The 16,647-nt window shown below is 40.1% G+C and carries 19 protein-coding genes; 10 read left to right on the plus strand and 9 right to left on the minus strand.

The window, feature by feature from the left end:
* Positions 1–133: 133 nt before the first annotated feature.
* From HNR31_RS08345 to HNR31_RS08360, 4 genes are all read right to left on the minus strand, one after another.
* Positions 134–1,027, minus strand: a complete 894-nt coding sequence (locus HNR31_RS08345; RefSeq protein ID WP_181555792.1) for a ClpXP adapter SpxH family protein — start codon at positions 1,025–1,027, stop codon at positions 134–136.
* A complete protein-coding gene (locus tag HNR31_RS08350; protein ID WP_181555793.1) occupies positions 1,020–1,433 on the minus strand; it encodes a globin domain-containing protein in 414 nt (137 codons plus the stop codon). The genes HNR31_RS08345 and HNR31_RS08350 overlap by 8 nt, the downstream gene beginning before the upstream one ends.
* A 329-nt stretch (positions 1,434–1,762) precedes the next feature.
* Complete coding sequence (locus tag HNR31_RS08355; protein WP_181555794.1) at positions 1,763–2,353, minus strand: lytic transglycosylase domain-containing protein; 591 nt, start codon at positions 2,351–2,353, stop codon at positions 1,763–1,765.
* Positions 2,350–2,940 (minus strand): CYTH domain-containing protein, encoded by a 591-nt coding sequence (locus HNR31_RS08360; protein ID WP_181555795.1) that lies wholly within the window; start codon positions 2,938–2,940, stop codon positions 2,350–2,352. The genes HNR31_RS08355 and HNR31_RS08360 overlap by 4 nt, the downstream gene beginning before the upstream one ends.
* Positions 2,941–3,074: 134 nt before the next feature.
* Between HNR31_RS08360 and HNR31_RS08365 the strand changes: the two genes are divergently transcribed.
* From HNR31_RS08365 to HNR31_RS08380, 4 genes are read left to right on the plus strand one after another with little or no spacing between them, the layout of a single operon-like run.
* The gene (locus HNR31_RS08365) at positions 3,075–3,449 is read left to right on the plus strand and encodes a UPF0738 family protein (RefSeq protein ID WP_181555796.1); all 375 of its coding nucleotides are present in this window, start codon (positions 3,075–3,077) and stop codon (positions 3,447–3,449) included.
* A gap of 16 nt (positions 3,450–3,465) precedes the next feature.
* Positions 3,466–4,104 (plus strand): GTP pyrophosphokinase, encoded by a 639-nt coding sequence (locus HNR31_RS08370; protein ID WP_181555797.1) that lies wholly within the window; start codon positions 3,466–3,468, stop codon positions 4,102–4,104.
* 17 nt (positions 4,105–4,121) lie between these two features.
* Positions 4,122–4,916 (plus strand): NAD kinase, encoded by a 795-nt coding sequence (locus HNR31_RS08375; RefSeq protein WP_373367388.1) that lies wholly within the window; start codon positions 4,122–4,124, stop codon positions 4,914–4,916.
* Positions 4,917–4,938: 22 nt separating this feature from the next.
* Positions 4,939–5,838, plus strand: a complete 900-nt coding sequence (locus HNR31_RS08380) for an RluA family pseudouridine synthase (protein WP_181555799.1) — start codon at positions 4,939–4,941, stop codon at positions 5,836–5,838.
* A gap of 216 nt (positions 5,839–6,054) precedes the next feature.
* Here the strand turns inward: HNR31_RS08380 and prpE are convergent, their stop codons facing one another.
* Together prpE and HNR31_RS08390 are read right to left on the minus strand one after the other, a co-directional pair.
* Positions 6,055–6,792, minus strand: coding sequence for a bis(5'-nucleosyl)-tetraphosphatase PrpE (gene prpE, locus HNR31_RS08385; RefSeq protein WP_181555800.1), 738 nt, complete (start codon positions 6,790–6,792; stop codon positions 6,055–6,057).
* A 79-nt stretch (positions 6,793–6,871) separates the two neighbouring features.
* Positions 6,872–8,047: an FtsW/RodA/SpoVE family cell cycle protein gene (locus tag HNR31_RS08390; protein ID WP_181555801.1), complete on the minus strand. Its 1,176-nt coding sequence runs from the start codon at positions 8,045–8,047 to the stop codon at positions 6,872–6,874.
* Between the two features lie 144 nt (positions 8,048–8,191).
* On the opposite strand from HNR31_RS08390, the gene mgtE reads away from it, so the two are divergent.
* The 5 genes from mgtE to HNR31_RS19265 all read left to right on the plus strand — a co-directional run bounded on the left by mgtE (position 8,192) and on the right by HNR31_RS19265 (position 11,643).
* Entirely contained in the window at positions 8,192–9,553 is a 1,362-nt protein-coding gene (mgtE, locus tag HNR31_RS08395) for a magnesium transporter (RefSeq protein WP_181555802.1), read from the plus strand.
* Between the two features lie 99 nt (positions 9,554–9,652).
* A complete protein-coding gene (gene fabI, locus HNR31_RS08400) occupies positions 9,653–10,429 on the plus strand; it encodes an enoyl-ACP reductase FabI (RefSeq protein ID WP_181555803.1) in 777 nt (258 codons plus the stop codon).
* A 137-nt stretch (positions 10,430–10,566) separates the two neighbouring features.
* Positions 10,567–10,995, plus strand: coding sequence for a CotO family spore coat protein (locus HNR31_RS08405; protein WP_181555804.1), 429 nt, complete (start codon positions 10,567–10,569; stop codon positions 10,993–10,995).
* Positions 10,992–11,258 carry a hypothetical protein gene (locus HNR31_RS08410; RefSeq protein ID WP_181555805.1) on the plus strand — a complete coding sequence of 89 codons (267 nt, stop codon included), beginning with the start codon at positions 10,992–10,994 and terminating at the stop codon, positions 11,256–11,258. The genes HNR31_RS08405 and HNR31_RS08410 overlap by 4 nt, the downstream gene beginning before the upstream one ends.
* 277 nt (positions 11,259–11,535) lie before the next feature.
* Positions 11,536–11,643, plus strand: a complete 108-nt coding sequence (locus HNR31_RS19265) for a zinc ribbon domain-containing protein (RefSeq protein ID WP_373367386.1) — start codon at positions 11,536–11,538, stop codon at positions 11,641–11,643.
* Between the two features lie 559 nt (positions 11,644–12,202).
* Here the strand turns inward: HNR31_RS19265 and HNR31_RS08420 are convergent.
* The 3 genes from HNR31_RS08420 to HNR31_RS08430 are packed head-to-tail and all read right to left on the minus strand — an operon-like array spanning position 12,203 to position 15,878.
* On the minus strand, positions 12,203–13,366 hold the full coding sequence (locus HNR31_RS08420) for a glycosyltransferase family 4 protein (RefSeq protein ID WP_181555806.1): 1,164 nt from the start codon (positions 13,364–13,366) through the stop codon (positions 12,203–12,205).
* A complete protein-coding gene (locus tag HNR31_RS08425; protein ID WP_181555807.1) occupies positions 13,363–14,319 on the minus strand; it encodes an NAD-dependent epimerase/dehydratase family protein in 957 nt (318 codons plus the stop codon). The genes HNR31_RS08420 and HNR31_RS08425 overlap by 4 nt, the downstream gene beginning before the upstream one ends.
* A complete protein-coding gene (locus HNR31_RS08430) occupies positions 14,316–15,878 on the minus strand; it encodes a UDP-glucose dehydrogenase family protein (RefSeq protein ID WP_309505649.1) in 1,563 nt (520 codons plus the stop codon). The genes HNR31_RS08425 and HNR31_RS08430 overlap by 4 nt, the downstream gene beginning before the upstream one ends.
* Between HNR31_RS08430 and HNR31_RS08435 the strand changes: the two genes are divergently transcribed.
* The gene (locus HNR31_RS08435; RefSeq protein WP_181555809.1) at positions 15,790–16,602 is read left to right on the plus strand and encodes a UTP--glucose-1-phosphate uridylyltransferase; all 813 of its coding nucleotides are present in this window, start codon (positions 15,790–15,792) and stop codon (positions 16,600–16,602) included. The genes HNR31_RS08430 and HNR31_RS08435 overlap by 89 nt on opposite strands.
* The last annotated feature ends 45 nt before the right edge of the window (positions 16,603–16,647 follow it).

A 16,647-nucleotide genomic window follows, 5' to 3' on the forward strand; every position in this document is an offset into this window, starting at 1 on the left:
GCTATGATAATAACGTGAATTAAATCACAAACAACCTTATACCCCTTTGTTTGACCGTGAAAAATTTCTCCCATCCCCTTTGTTGTCTTGATGACAAGAAAAAGACTCGGCTTTATGCCGAGTCTTTTTCTTGTTATTCTGTTTTTACGGAAACATAGCGCCAAAATGTTCCATGCTTGACCGGAACTTTTTCGACTTTTTGTTTTAGTTGGAGTTTCTTCATTTCTTTTTCAACTTTATGGATAGACATATTATACACAACCGCGATTTCCTTTGTGGCAACGAATTTAAAATGGCTTAAGAATGACTCAAGCGGGGGAGGTGGGGTTGGTTCGGGACAGAAGCCAAGCATTTCGTGAATTAATTCCACGTAAATCTCATAAGGATAACAGCCGGAAATTTTAATTCCTTCCTCTTCGATGTTTTCGTTAAAAAAGACAAGCGTTGGAATTTCATGTACATCCATTTCCGATGAAATTTTTAAGTCACACTGAAAAGCTTTTGCAGCGCTATTCGATTGCAAATCTTTGACGAACTCATCTACATCTAACCCGACACTTTTCGCACATTCGATTAGCACTGTTACATCTGACACATTTTGTTTTTCCAAAAACAGCAACTCTTGCAGTTTTCGTAAAAAGCGAATGCCTGCTCGTTTTCCCTGCAACTCTGCTGCTTTAATTGCAATCGAGGCCGCGTATGGAGTCGAAATAGGATTTTCAAACCACAGACTTCCATCGCAAGACATCCCAGAGCGACTTGCTGTCCGTTCCCAAATGTGAGCAATGTTTTCAAACTTTTGCTTTTTGCGAATGTTTAACGTCGCCAATTTTCCGCTCAGTACATATTTCAAGGTGAAAAAGCGCCCATATTCAATGATTAATTTTTTTAAAACCGGCTCAAGCCCCCAGCATTCTGGACAGAGTGGATCGATAAACAAGTAAATTTCTAATGGCTTCTTATTACCGTTGCATAGCTGGGAAACAAACCAATCATGGTTTGCTTTCCCAGCTGTTTTTTCATTCAAGGGAATACTCCTTTCTATCGGACTCGTCTGGGGTATTGACCATATGATGAGCCGTTAAGACAAGCCGTTGATAAAATTCTTCCCGAACTTGTCCAGATAACCCAATTTCATCCATCGCCTCACGCATACAGGTGAGCCATGCTTTTGCTCGAGTCGGAGTAATTTCAAATGGCAAATGGCGAGCTCGTAACATCGGATGACCGTGTTCCTGTGTATAAAGAGGCGGACCTCCTAGATACTGCGTTAAAAATTGCTTTTGCTTTCTCGCCGTCTCCGTTAGATCGTCAGGAAAAATTGGTTTTAAATCAGGGTGCACTGCGACACGTCGATAAAAAGCTTCTACGAGCTTCCCTATTATTTCTTCGCCACCAATCGCTTCATAAGGTGTTTGCCATTGTTCTGCCATTGTAATAACTCCTTTAACATTTTTCTGAAAGAAGTCCCCTCACTTCGAAAGGTGCAGAACGCAACCTAATGAAGGCGGGAGACAAAGTTCAATTTATCGTAGCATAGCATCAGTCTTGCACAGCTAAATATGCAAATCCCTACTTCAGATGAGGACAGCCAATGAAGTGAAGGACGAGTATCATGTACTGTTATTTTAACAACGAAGTGCCGATATCTCAAACAAAGTGACTTGGACAGAAAGAACCCCCCTCCTTTTCGTCGAAAAGGTGGGGGTTGCCACGCTTTTATGCCATTCATTATCGTTTCAAATCATACAGGGGATGAGTATTAGGAATAGTATGTGTCGAGCACTTTTTGTACATACGCTTTTGTTTCTGTAAACGGTGGAATTCCTCCGTACCGGTCAACGTTTCCTGGTCCAGCATTATAGGCAGCAAGCGCAAGCTCGATATTTCCATTGTATCGGTCTAATAGCTGGCGCAAGTATTTGGTGCCCCCCTCAATATTTTGCGCAGGGTCCCATACATTTTTAACTCCGAGCATTTTGGCGGTGCTGGGCATTAATTGCATTAGCCCAGCCGCACCAGCACCACTGCGCGCGTTCGGATTAAAATTTGATTCGTGTCGAATCACCGCTTTGATTAGTTGTGGATCAACGTCATATTTTTCAGATGCCTGCATAATTAGTGCGTCAATATCTTCAGATGCAGCTTGATTTTGGGTTGCTATCATCGAAGAAGGAGAAAGTGACAGCGACAGCTTTGGCTGTTCATTCGTTTGTTGCTCCGTGATGAATTGTGCCAGTAAATCTTGAAAAGACCATTGGCTGTCTGTTATTCCTTCATTTTGTGAACGATTTGTGGATAGATTTTGTAATGCCTGAAGTTCTAGTAAGAGTTTTAACTGTTGAATATTCATGTCCTTTTCTCCACTCCATACTTCTTAATATATAATCGCTTGATTTTATTCATCGTTGGACGAATAGGAATATTTAACGATGAAAGTAATTGCTCAAATACTTGTTTTCCGCGCACGGCATCGTTCGTTTCATATTCGATTTCGTAATCGTCAGTTTGTAAATACTGGCTATGATCAAGAACGAGAATGCCTCCTTCGTAAGGAAGTTCGGCACGCCTCGTCGTTAATGTGCCAAAATGTTGCAATTGCTCAAGAGGGATGCCCATTGTTTGTAATACGCTTGCCATTTCTCCGGTTATGACAGAGGTACCGTTCAATAGTGACAATGTTTCTTCTTTCGTTAGCCTCTCATGAGTTTCCAGCACTCCCTGCGTCATCAACTGTTTTAATGTTAACGTATACGTGTCGTTTTTTACGCGAATACGCAACGCAGCTTCTTTTTCTTTTAATGAAAACCCCGGCGTATCAAAATAATGGTTTTCTTGATATATAAATTGGCTGTCTTGAACATGAAAAACTTGTTTGATGTGTTTAAACTCTTCTGCGGTCAGCAAGTTTTTAAATTCAATTTCCACTTGTTGTTTCATTTTCATTTGTCCCCTTATCTGTTCTATCTCTATTATGGAACGTTTACAATTGAATATCAATCATTTATTGTGCATAAGGTGATTATGGTAAAATAAAAAGGGATTGGATTGTCGAATGTGGAAGGAGATTTAGCATGCGAAAAAAGCTAGTAATTGAACATATTGAAATGCATGATCAACAATTATGGCTAATTTCAACTGAGCCACCGTTTTCTCTTGAAGGGGCAAAAGCAAAACATTATATGTTAACAGACTCCGATCATCTAGCATTTATTTATATTCTCGAAGTCAATGATGAATTTGTTTATGTCACTATTCCTCAATCGCTCTGGAAAGATTTGAAGGCAGTCTTGAGTGGCGAATTTCGAGTTTTTCTGCAAAGTGGAACGATGCGATTAGAGCTTCCTCAATTTAAGGAAGAATTAGCATATTTGCTTGAAAATATTGAAGGAAACGCAAATTACGGTGAAGAAATGGAAAAAGCGGTCAAAGAAATTTTTCTTACATAATGCTGGTGGTGGTCATATGGTAAAACATTGGGATTTGTTTTTAGCTCCTTACAAGCAAGCGGTAGAAGAGTTAAAGGTCAAATTAAAAGGAATGCGGACACAGTTTGAAATGCAAGGTGTTCATTCTCCGATTGAGTTTGTTACAGGGAGAGTCAAACCGATTGCAAGCATACTAGATAAGGCACAAAAGAAAAACATTCCTCTTGATAAGCTGGAAGAGCAAATGCAAGACATTGCTGGATTGAGAATGATGTGTCAGTTTGTCGATGATATTAAGACGGTTGTCGAGCTGTTACGGCAGCGGAATGATTTTGAAATTGTCGAGGAGCGAGATTATATTACGCAAAAAAAGGAGAGCGGTTATCGTTCCTATCATGTTGTCATCCGTTATCCGGTGCAAACGATTCATGGGGAGAAGAAAATTTTAGTGGAAATTCAAATTCGCACGCTTGCGATGAATTTTTGGGCGACAATTGAGCACTCTTTAAACTATAAATATAGCGGTCGTTTTCCGGAAGATATTAAAGTGCGGCTGCAGCGCGCCGCTGAAGCTGCTTATCTTCTTGATGAGGAAATGTCGCAAATCCGCTTTGAAATTCAAGAGGCACAAGCTGCGTTTTCTCGGAAACAGGAAGCAAAAGGAGAACAAGTATGAGAGAAAAAGATCAGCCAATGAAGTTTGCTGTGACATCCAAAGGAGACGCCACTTCGAATACGTTAATGCAAAAAATCAAAACATACTTAGTTGACTTTGGTTTAGAGTATGATGAAGACAAGCCGGATATCGTCATTTCTGTCGGTGGTGACGGGACGCTGCTTTATGCGTTTCATCGCTATTGCCGACGCTTGGATAAAACGGCGTTTGTTGGTGTGCATACCGGCCATTTAGGCTTTTACGCTGATTGGGTGCCAGATGAAATCGAAAAACTCGTCATTGCGATTGCAAAAACACCGTATCAAGTTGTCGAATATCCACTATTGGAAGTAATTATTCGCTATATTAATGGAGGAAGAGAAGCAAGATACCTTGCGCTTAACGAATGTACGGTCAAAAGCGTAAGCGGTACACTTGTCATGGATGTAGAAATTCGCGGGGATTTATTTGAAACGTTTCGTGGCGACGGTCTTTGCATTTCGACGCCATCGGGAAGCACTGCTTACAATAAAGCGTTAGGCGGGGCGATTTTACATCCGTCGCTTGAGGCGATTCAGCTTGCAGAAATGGCTTCGATCAATAATCGTGTGTTCCGAACGATCGGTTCACCGCTTGTTCTCCCTGCTCATCATACATGTATGCTCAAACCGGTGAACGACGTTGATTTTCAAATTACGATTGACCATTTATCGCTCCTTCATAAAGATGTAAAATCGATTCAATGCCGTGTGGCGAGCGAGAAAATTCGTTTCGCTCGCTTCCGCCCGTTCCCGTTTTGGAAACGGGTTCGCGATTCATTTATTGCGGATTAAACAAAAAGGAAGGTAGGAAACGTTGTCACGTTTTACGTTAGCTTGGACCATTACTGAAAAAGATGAGGGCAAACTTGTTCGCGATTTTTTAAAAGAACAGCAGATTTCCAAAACAGCCCTTACTGATATTAAATTCCGCGGTGGCGCGATTTTTGTGGATGGGCAGTTTGTCACTGTTCGTCATCGCCTCCGCATAGGAGAGAAGCTTGAGGTTCATTTTCCACCGGAAGAACGAAGCAGCGAGATGAAACCAGAACGCCTTTCGCTTGACATTGTGTACGAAGATGAGTATGTATTAGTAGTGAATAAGCCACCGTTTATGTCAACGATTCCGTCACGGGAACATCCAAGGGGAACTCTTGCCAATGCGTTATTGCATTACTATGACGAGCAGCATCTCTCGACAACCGCCCATATCATTACCCGACTTGACCGCGATACATCAGGCATTGTGCTTGTCGCAAAGCACCGTCACGTCCATCATTTGCTATCCGACTTGCAAAAACGCGGTCAAGTAAAACGGCGTTATGAAGCGATTTGTCACGGATGGCTGAAAGAGGACGAAGGAACGATTGATGCGCCAATCGCTCGAAAGCATGATAGCATCATTGAGCGTGAAGTTCGCGAAGATGGTCAGCGAGCGGTGACTCATTTTCGTGTATTGCAACGATTCGATGAATATACGCACGTATCATTGCAGCTTGAAACGGGAAGAACACACCAAATTCGTGTTCACTTAGCGTATCTTGGTCACCCGCTTGTGGGAGATGAGTTGTATGGTGGCAGGCGTGAAATGATGGCGCGTCAAGCATTGCACAGCAAGGAACTTTCATTTTTTCATCCTTTTCATCAAAAAACGTATCGGTTTCAATGTCCTCTTCCAGAGGATATGAGCAGTATCATCAAACGGGCCACTCCTTAAAGTAGACGTCTTCTCTACTTTTGGATCGCCCGTTTTGTTTTTAAAAGATAGGAATGAAAGTATAAATGTGAAACGAAATTTGTGTAGCGCAAGCACCCAATCGAAATGGGATGATTTGAGAGCCCTGCGGTCACACCAGCGGCAAGCTGTCTTGCGGGTGAAGAACATTGCTCATCGCAGGAGTCAGGATGGAGAATTTGGGCACTTGCGCTTTTCTTAATCAAATGATTTAAACTTTTCGGGTACGTATGGTAACGATGATGGTACAGAAACAGTCTCCATCTCAGGATAGCGAAAAGCAGTTAATTTCCCGCCAAATACACAGCCAGTGTCGATGTTAATCGTTCGGTTGACGATACGCGGTTCTTTGACAGGGGTATGTCCGTATACAATCCAAGCTGTTCCTTTGTAATACTTAGCCCAGTCGCGTCGGACTGGTGTGCCGTCAGGATTTGTTTCCCCGGTAATATCTCCATAAAGGACGAAGGTTTGTACTTTTTTATCGTACTTTCCAATATAGTCTTGGCGAATGCCAGCATGAGCGATAATTAAGTTGCCATGATCCAATTGGGCATATAACGGGGCATTTTCGTATAATTTTATAAATTTTTTCTTCATCATGGCTTGTTCGCTGGGAGGTAACGCATGATACTCGGCTACTGTCGTTTCAAGGCCATGTGTAATTTGTACGTTTCTCCCTAAGAAAAATCGATATAATTTATTGCAATGGTTTCCTGGGACATAGTAAGCAAGATTTTGTTCCACAAGTGCATAGACCGTCTCAATCGTTTTTAAAGATTGCGGCCCTCGATCCGTTAAATCACCGACAAATCCAAGTTTTCGTCCTCCGCGATGAATGGGGATACCGCGCTCCCATTCGTATCCAAGCTGCTTTGTCAAGGTGACAAATTCAGCATAACAGCCATGAATATCACCGATAATATCAATTTTCATAGTTTCACCTACTCGTTCTATTTGTTATTAGTGTATGGGGAATTGTTAATCAGTAAACAAAAAGCCGCAAAAATGCGGCTTAATCTTCGGAAGAAAACATGAATTTTTTCGTGCGTGAGCGAACATTTAAAACAATCCCAATGGCTAACATATAAGTGGCAAGTGAACTTCCGCCATAACTAATAAATGGAAGCGGTAAACCTGTAATTGGTAAAAGACCAATGGTCATTCCAACGTTTTGGAATACTTGGAACGTAATCATCCCAATGACGCCTGCACATAAATAGCTACCGTATAAATCATGGCTTTCAAGGGCAATGTGAATCATCCGATAGACGAGCAAGAAAAATAAGGAAATAACGACACTGGCCCCAATAAATCCAAACTGCTCGGCGATAATCCCGAAGATAAAGTCAGTATGGGGTTCAGGAAGGTAAACATCTAAATTTTTATACCCTTTTCCATACAATTCTCCAGAGCCGATCGCAAGCAATGAACGAATGAGCTGGAATCCTTGCTCATTCGAATATTCGTACGGAGCAAGCCAGCCGTAAAAGCGATTCAATTGATAATCTTCTAAGATATATTTATGGAAGAAATCTGGGAATTTAAAGAAAATAAAGACGAGTATGGCTGCAACGACAATCGCACTCAATACAATTGCAAAAATAATGCGCCAACGAATACCGGAAACAAGCACAAGCGAGCCGACAATGGCAGTAAATACCATCGACATTCCTAAATCCGGCTGCTTCATTAATAACAATAACGGCGGCGCTGTTGTTAATGCCATTTTTCCTAACAGCTTGAAATCGTCTTGAATCGTTGGTTCCGGGTATTTTTCACGATGGTTAACGATAATGCGACTTAGGACAATGATCATAAAAATTTTCATTAATTCAGATGGTTGGAAGTTACCCATACCCGGAAGCGAATACCAGCTGGTCGCTCCTTTCAGAGTAACAGTTCCTGGCACATGTAACTCAAGTCCAAGTAACAATACCATCCCAAATCCATACAAATACCAAGCAATTTGAAAGAAACGGTCATAGTCGATCAGCATCGTCAAGACGATGACGAAAATACCAATACCATACCACTGTAATTGCTTGGAGGCAAAGTTGACATTTTGCAGTTTTTCGGGTAACGATGGTTGTGCACTATGAATCGCAATGGCGCTAACAATCGCCATTAAAAATAAAATGAATAGTAAATTGTAGTCTAGTTTTTGTTGTGATAATTTATCTTTTTCCATAGTTTGACCCTCTCCGTATTGTAAAAAGCCTGCCATATTCATATTAGCTAATTACATTATTTTTGCAAAGGGGAGTGCACAAATCAAGCGGAAAATTTTACGCTTCATTCATACATAGTTTACATCGAAAGGAGGAAATGAAAAATGACAAAAAAGATCGAAAAACAAGAATATGAAAACATGACAGCTGCACTTTTACGAGAAAATATCGATGAGTTTCGCCGGCTTTTTTTGGACATGCATCCATACGATCAAGCCAAATTTTATACAAAACAAACGCCTGATGCGCGAATCAGAATGTATCACTACTTATCGCCGAAAGAAATGGCAGCGATTTTTGAACAGATAGACCTTGATGATGATCAATATAAAGTGTATTTACAAGAAATGGATCCCACATTTGCGGCACAAATGCTTTCTTACATGTATACCGACGACGCTGTCGATGTGTTAAACGAGCTTGATAAAAGCGATGTTGCTAATTATTTAACGATTATGGGCGATGAAGCGGCAAAAGAAATTAAAGATTTGCTTCACTATAAAGAATACACTGCCGGCAGCATTATGACAACGGAATATATTGCAGTTCAAGCAACTGATACGGTACAAAAAGCGTTACAAATTTTAAAAAAAGAAGCTGCTCGTGCAGAAACGATTTATTATCTTTATGTCATAGATGAGGTGAAACGGCTCGTTGGCGTACTGTCATTGCGGGAATTGCTTACATCGAATGACGATGAGTTTATTTGCGGCATTATGAATGAGCGAGTTGTTTCTGTATCTGTCGATGAGGATCAAGAGGAAGTAGCCAGAAAGATGAGTGATTACGACTTTGTCGCGCTTCCGGTCGTGGATTCTTCTGGTCATTTGCTCGGCATTATTACCGTCGATGATATTGTCGATGTCATTGCAGAAGAAGCGTCTGATGATTATTCCAAGCTAGCGGGTATTACTGATATGGATTCTCCTGATCATCGTCCAATTGGAGCGGCGAAAAAACGGCTTCCTTGGTTAATCATTTTACTTTTTCTTGGCATGATTACGGCGAGCCTGATTGGTCGGTTTGAAGAGACATTACAAAAAGTGTCCATCCTTGCTGTCTTCATTCCGCTGATTGCGGGAATGTCGGGGAATACGGGAACTCAGGCGTTAGCTGTTGCTGTGAGAAGCTTAGCAACCGGACAAATGAATCAGGAAGGAAAATGGAAATGGATTGTCCGAGAAGCAGGAACGGGTTTCATTACAGGAGCGACTTGTGGAGTGCTCATCACATTGATTGTATATTTGTGGAAACATAATATTTTTCTTGGATTGCTCGTTGGTTTTTCCCTTTTAGCCACATTAACGGTAGCAACGATTGCTGGTGCGCTCATACCGCTTTTAATGCATCGTCTGAAAATCGATCCGGCTGTCGCTTCCGGTCCATTTATTACAACGCTCAACGACATTATTAGCATTCTCATTTATTTTGGTTTAGCAACATGGTTTATGAATTATTTGCTCTAAAAAATCCCTATTTTGTCATAGGGATTTTTTTGTTATAATAAAATTAATACTTGGTACTAATAACAAATATTATACCTAATTGATATAGGAGGATGGAACATGACTTTATCGTTAAAAGGACGTACGTATGTCATTATGGGAGTGGCCAATAAACGAAGCATTGCTTGGGGAATTGCGCGTTCGCTGCATGCTGCTGGGGCGAGACTCATTTTTACATATGCTGGAGAGCGCTTTGAAGCAGGGGTACGTGAACTTGTCGATACACTTGAAGATGACAGTGCGCTTATTCTTCCATGCGATGTAACGAAAGACGAAGAGATTACGCAATGTTTTGCAGAAATTAAAGAAAAGGTCGGCGTTATTCACGGTGTAGCTCATTGCATTGCGTTTGCAAACAAGGAAGATTTAAGCGGAGAATATATGAACGTGAGCCGTGAAGGATTTTTGTTGGCACATAATATTAGCTCTTATTCATTAACAGCTGTGGCAAGAGCGGCCAAAGAAGTCATGGCAGAAGGAGGCAGCATCGTTACGCTAACGTACCTTGGCGGTGAACGTGTGGTTCAAAACTATAACATTATGGGAGTAGCCAAAGCATCACTCGATGCAAGCGTCAAATATTTAGCGAACGACTTAGGAAAATATGGAATTCGCGTCAATGCCATTTCCGCGGGACCAATTCGGACATTGTCAGCAAAAGGAGTTAGCGACTTTAATTCCATTTTGAAAGAAATCGAAGAGCGTGCTCCACTCCGTCGGACGACGACACAAGAAGAAGTTGGAGATACCGCTTTATTCCTATTTAGTGACTTGTCTCGCGGCATTACAGGAGAAATCATCCACGTCGACTCTGGTTATCATATTTTGGCGCGATAAAAAGAAAAACAGAGGCTGTTAAAATATAAAAAGCTGTCAGCGGATTTCGATTTCGTCCGTGGCAGCTTTTTTGTTTAGTGCAATTTTATCCGCAGCAAGCATACATATTTTATATAAAAACGTGAGGAGGAACAGTGATGAAAACGAATCAAGTTGTCCGTAATGAGCCGCTTCTTTATATCGTACAGCCGAAACTGGAGCCAACGGTTTCTTATATGCAGAAATCGTTTAAAGAGGAGAAAAAGAGTTCTGAAAAAGTAGAGAAGGACGATCGTATCCATGAGACTGATTTGAAAGATGTGGAACAATTCTTTCAAGAAAACGTAAAAACAAAGCTTTTCCAAGACATGGATCTTGAAGAAAAATTACAATTTCTCACCACGCTTCCTAATCAGCTTTCGTCAATCAAATGCCAATTGGCTACCAAGAAAAGAAATTATAAGGGATTTATTTGTGAATACAAAAATGAACATGTGATATTTCAGACAGAGAAACATGACAAAGTTAATATTCCAGTTGAACAAATTGTCTCTATATCTTTAATTGGTCTTGGAAAGGAGAAATGAAATCCGAAGCTAACTGTTTAAATTTCAAACCGCTTATTTTCAAAGGTTTTGCTAACTTCTTCCCATTTTATGATTCATCAGACATTACCTCTGCTAACTCTTGCGCTGGCAGAGGTGTCTTTCATACATACTTTTCTAACACAAATTCATGTCGTTCATATGGAAAAGGCAGATCAATAAACAGATTGTTGGTTGATGGAAAAACAGATTCATACGTTACTGTATTTTTATTTCAAATTCCTGAGCTGCTAGAAGCAGCATAATTATTTTTCATAAATCTCCAATCACAAGTCAAAAGCAACTGTATGAAGTATTCCTGTTGCTTTCTAACAGCGTGTTATTCAGTTCCATCGTTTTGATGACATAAATGAAGGGCCATTATGGTGGAAAATATATATAACAAAAAATCATAAATCCTATCTTATGAAGTAAGTTGGTTGATATTTCATAAAACGCTGGAATATAAAACGGAATGGTACGGTAAAAACGGGTCGTGATGGGATCTAAAATGCAGCTGCCAAAGAAGCGAAAGGCCTAAATTTGCGGGAGTGGACGTGTCCCTCATGTGGCACGCACTGTAATCGAGGTGTGAACGCAAGCATCAACACTTTGAAAGAAGGATTTCGCTTGTTAGATCAACCTAGCTGAACTGCCGGGCGGGGATCGCTTGGAACTATCCAAGAATCTCCTGCTCTGAAATGGAGCGAAAGTGGAGGAGTTCAATAGAAAATAAAATATTCCTCGATTTGAGGAGAGGTATTTCCTTCAGATTCACTTACTCTTTTGGAGCGAAAAGGAGAAAGCAATTATCGTGGAAGACAAAGAAATTTTGTTTTGCTCTAGGAGCAAACTACAGCCTTCCCTTTAATGAATGATGAAAACATATTGGCGGAAATGATGAGGAAACTTGCCATGGAAGTCAAATCACAGCCAAATTGGTTATGAACAACGGCCTAAAGAGAGGCAGAAGTTTGGAACGCTACTGCTAAAAGGGGAATCTGGACAAAAGAAAATATGACAAATAGAAAGAAATGAGCAACGGGTTGAAAAATCTTTCATGGAAAGGGGCATGAATTAACGGAGGGAGCATTAGAGGCAAACATATAATTAGTTGTTTGCCCTTTTTCTTTGTTTTTATTGCATGTGATGAAACTGACTAAGCGGCACTTAGAGAGTATGAGGATGTCTCATTGGTTAGGAGACATCCTTAATTTTTTAGATTTAATTGTGTATTTTTGTAGAATGCTTCTACATAGACAGCTTCTAATCGGTTAGCTACATGTCTAAATTGAAATTGTTCTTCAATAAGCTTTCTGCCGTTTACCGCCATTTCTTTGGCTTTCTCTTTATTTGTAAAAATATAGTTGATGGCTTCGGAAAAGGCATAGGGATTTTTGTAATCGTCAATGACTAAACCGTTTTGTAAATGACTGATTACCTCGGTGTTACCACCGCGATTTGTAGTGATAATAGGAATCCCCGCCGCCATTGCTTCGTAGTGAACCCGAGCTAATGGTTCATGCCATTGAGAACTGCAAACAAATACATCTCCCATTAAAAGAATTTGCGGAATTTTTTCCGAAGGAATGTAGTTAGTGAAAATCACGTTATTTCCAAATGGGGATGCTAAATGGTGAAGATATTCAACATAGTCATTCCAGCCATTTTCGCTAAACCATTTACCTCCGACAATCACTAAGGTTGCATCTGGATGATTTGAAAGAACGGTGTTCATGCACTCAATGAGTATATGGGGTCCCTTCGTTTTACTTAATCTACCAATAAATAAAATCACTTTTTTATTTGAAACCCCGAATTTTTGCCTTACTAATTCGCGAATTTGCTGGCCTTCTATTGTCCAAGAAGGAACGTACTTCTCCAAATCTACCCCTGAGTAGATCACTTTTATTTTTTCTTCTGGCACTTCATATCTTCTCGTTACTGTTTGTTTGATGTATTCGCTTACAGATGTAATTAAGGCGCTTTCGTTTAACGCTTTTTCCGCTAGTTCTTTAGATATTTTTAACGGTGAGAACATGTCGTTATGAAGGCTTAACACAAAAGCGCTTGCCGGAGAAATCTCTTTATATTTAATCAAGTTTATTGGGCGGTTAAAAACATGAATCACATCAAAAGATTGTTTCGTTAATGCAACAGCGACGTCTTTTTCATAGGTTTCTTTTGGGAAGCGAATATAATTAATATGATTAACGGTTTCTCTAGGTGGCAATATTGGATTGTTTATAGAAAAAATAGTAAGTTGGTGTTTGCGGGCTATAAAAGGTGCGACACCGTCAATCATAAGTTGAATGGCTCCCCCCTTAACAGCAGGAGAAGGGAGTTTTCCAGTACAGATATAGGCAATTTTCATTTGATTTCATCCTTGTAAATTGAGCGAATATACTCAATTTCTTTTTGCAGTCCTTCTTTTAATGTCACTTCTGGAGAGTAATGTAGATAACGCTGTGCCATTGAGATATCAGCCCAAGTATGCTTTGGCTCGCCGATCGTTGTTTTTGTATAATGTTTGATCGCTTTTTTTCCTGTTAGACATTCTAATAACTCAATCACTTCATTTACTGATGCCCTCTCTTTACCGCCAATGTTTATCGTTTTTCCGATTATATTTGTATTGCCTAGGACGGCAGCGGTTCCTTTTACACAATCAGAAATATAGGTGAAATCTCGTGATTGCGTACCATCTCCAAAAATCGTGATAGGTTGTTCAGCTAATATTTGCTTGATAAAGCGGTGAAAGGCCATATCTGGACGTTGGCGTGGACCGTAAACGGTGAAATATCGCAATATGACAGTCGGAATGTGAAAATTTGTTTGGTATACTCTGCATAAATGTTCCCCTGTTAACTTTGTAATGCCGTATGGAGATAAGGGAGATGGTTCCATGGATTCAGATACTTTCCCATCCTTTTCACCGTATACAGAGGAAGTCGAAGCGTAAATAAATTGCTGGATTGGCAACCCTTTACATGCTTCTAGTAATCGTTGTGTCGAGGAGATATTATGAATGGTGTACGACTCGAAATCTTTTCCCCAGCTCGTACGAACGCCCGGCATTCCCGCTAAATGATAAATAACATCAACGTCTTTAAGAAGTTCGGGTAGATTTGTCGAAAGAAGATCTTGCAAAATCAACGTAAACCTTGGGTGTGATACAAGTTTATCTAAGTTGAATTGTTTTAAGCTGGAAGGGGTCGGACCTATTAAACAATCAATGCCGATAACAATATTTTGTTCATTTTCTAATAATTTTTCACATAAATGTGAACCGATAAATCCTGCGGCACCTGTAACAAGGATTTTCATCCGCGACCAACTCCTATATAATGTAATCCACACTGTTCGACTTTCTCACGATTAAGACAATTTCTTGCGTCGAATATAATCGTTCCCTTCATAAGCTGCTTTACTTCCGACCAGTTTAGTTGTTTGAATTCCTCCCAGTCAGTTGCAATAAACACACAATCTGCTTCATGAATGGCTTCGTTTACAGTTGTTTTTTGGATTACATTTGGTCGGTGATGATCATCCAATTTTGCTTTTGGATCATATGCGTGAATTATGCAGCCGGATTCACTAAGTTCGCGAATAAATCGTTCAGCAGGTGAATAACGGGTATCGTCTGTATTAGGTTTGAAGGCGATGCCTAGCACGGCAATTTTTCGGTTTGGTAAATCGTCTAGCGTCAGTCTGAGCTTCCGAATATAAATGTCAATTTGTGTGTCGTTTACAGTTTGAACAGCCCGTAAGATATGCGGTTGAATGTTTTTGGAAAGAGCAGTTTGTTCAAGAGATTTTATGTCTTTCGGAAAGCACGATCCCCCATATCCTAGTCCCGCTTGTAAGAACTGAGGCCCGATTCGCGGATCTAGTCCTAAACCTTTAGCAACATCGCTCACATCGACATGAAAAGCTTCGCAAATACGGGCGATTTCATTAATGAATGAAATTTTGGTTGCTAAAAAAGCATTAGAAGCATATTTGATCATTTCGGCTCCGTTTAGGCTAGTTACGATATATGGAGAGCTGATACCTGAATACATTTCTTGTACGACAGATAACGATTGCTGATCATCTGGGCGGAGACCGATGACAATTTTGTCAGCATGAAACATATCATGAATGGCAGAGCCCTCTCTTAAAAATTCGGGGTTTGAGACAACGTTAAACAGGTGGGGAGGAACTCCTTTTTCGAGCAATTTTGTATAAATCCATTCGTTCGTTCCAGGCGGCACGGTACTTTTGGTGATGATGGTTTTATATGAGTTTATACGACTTGATAGATCGTCAATGACGGAATTTATATAACACAAATTGGTACTTCCGTCTTCCCAAGAAGGGGTGCCGACGCAAATAATAACAACAGAAGCCCTTTTTATATAACCATCGAGAGATTCGGCAAAGGTAAGATAATTATAGTTTTTATAAATTAATTCTTTTAGTCCTGGCTCATAAATAGGTACTTCACCGTTGTTTAACATTTCAATTTTATGTTTATCTTGATCAATACAGTTGACTTCATGACCAAGTTCAGCGAGAACGGCAGCGGTAGTTAATCCGACGTATCCTGCACCTATGACGCATATATTCATGACAGACACTCCCTTTGGTAAAAAAAGTATGCGGCTTTTATAGCATATTAATGGACATGCTTGATTTGCTACATGGCAAATACCTAAAACACCATGAATGCTGTCGCCCATTTTATATAGACAACCTTCCTTCCCGACATTGAACGAATACGATAAATGTAAAGAAAATAGAGGGGGAAGAACTATGGTAAAAAAAGCAATCATACCAGCGGCTGGATATGGTACAAGAAGTTTGCCGATTACAAAAGTGATTCCAAAAGAAATGTTCCCCATCGATATGAAACCCGCAATTCATTATGTGGTTGAAGAGGCAATTGAATCTGGAATCGAAGAAATATTAATTATTGTGTCGCGGACCAAAAATCTAATTGTGGATTATTTTGACCATTCTCTTGAACTTGAAGCTTTTTTGGAAAAACAAAATAAAACACATTTGTTGGAAAAGGAATTTATTCCGAAAGTACGCATTTACTATACGCGCCAGTCATATGCGAGAGGATTAGGAGATGCTGTATATTTAGGAAAGTCTTTTGTCGGAAACGAGCCGTTTGCTGTTCTTTTGCCAGATGATATTATTTTGAATGGAACAACACCAGCCATTCAACAATTGGTAGAAGAGTATAAGACATACCTTCAGAGCGTCATCGGACTGAATAAAGTGGAAGACAAACATTTACACAAATATGGAGTCGTTAAAGGGGAGCCGTTGGGAAATAGAATGTGTAAAATCGTTGACATTGTCGAAAAGCCAAAAACGAACCCTCCATCAAATTTAGCGGTCATCGGTCGATATGTGTTTACTCCTTCCATTTTTTCTTATTTAGAGACCTTGACGATGAAAGAAGGAGAAGAAATACAATTGACGGATGCTATTAAGAAGATGTCGACAGCAGAAGCTTGTTATGGAAAATCAATTGAAGGGAATAGGTTTGATATAGGTTCATATGATGACTATATTTCTTTAATCAACATAATGAATAGACCAACAAAGGATTAAATGAGATTTTGCTTACAACTCAATGGAGGAAGCGTGTTCGCTTTT

Origin of the sequence: Thermaerobacillus caldiproteolyticus, from assembly GCF_013761245.1 — a bacterium.
GTDB classification, from domain to species: Bacteria; Bacillota; Bacilli; order Bacillales; family Anoxybacillaceae; genus Thermaerobacillus; species Thermaerobacillus caldiproteolyticus.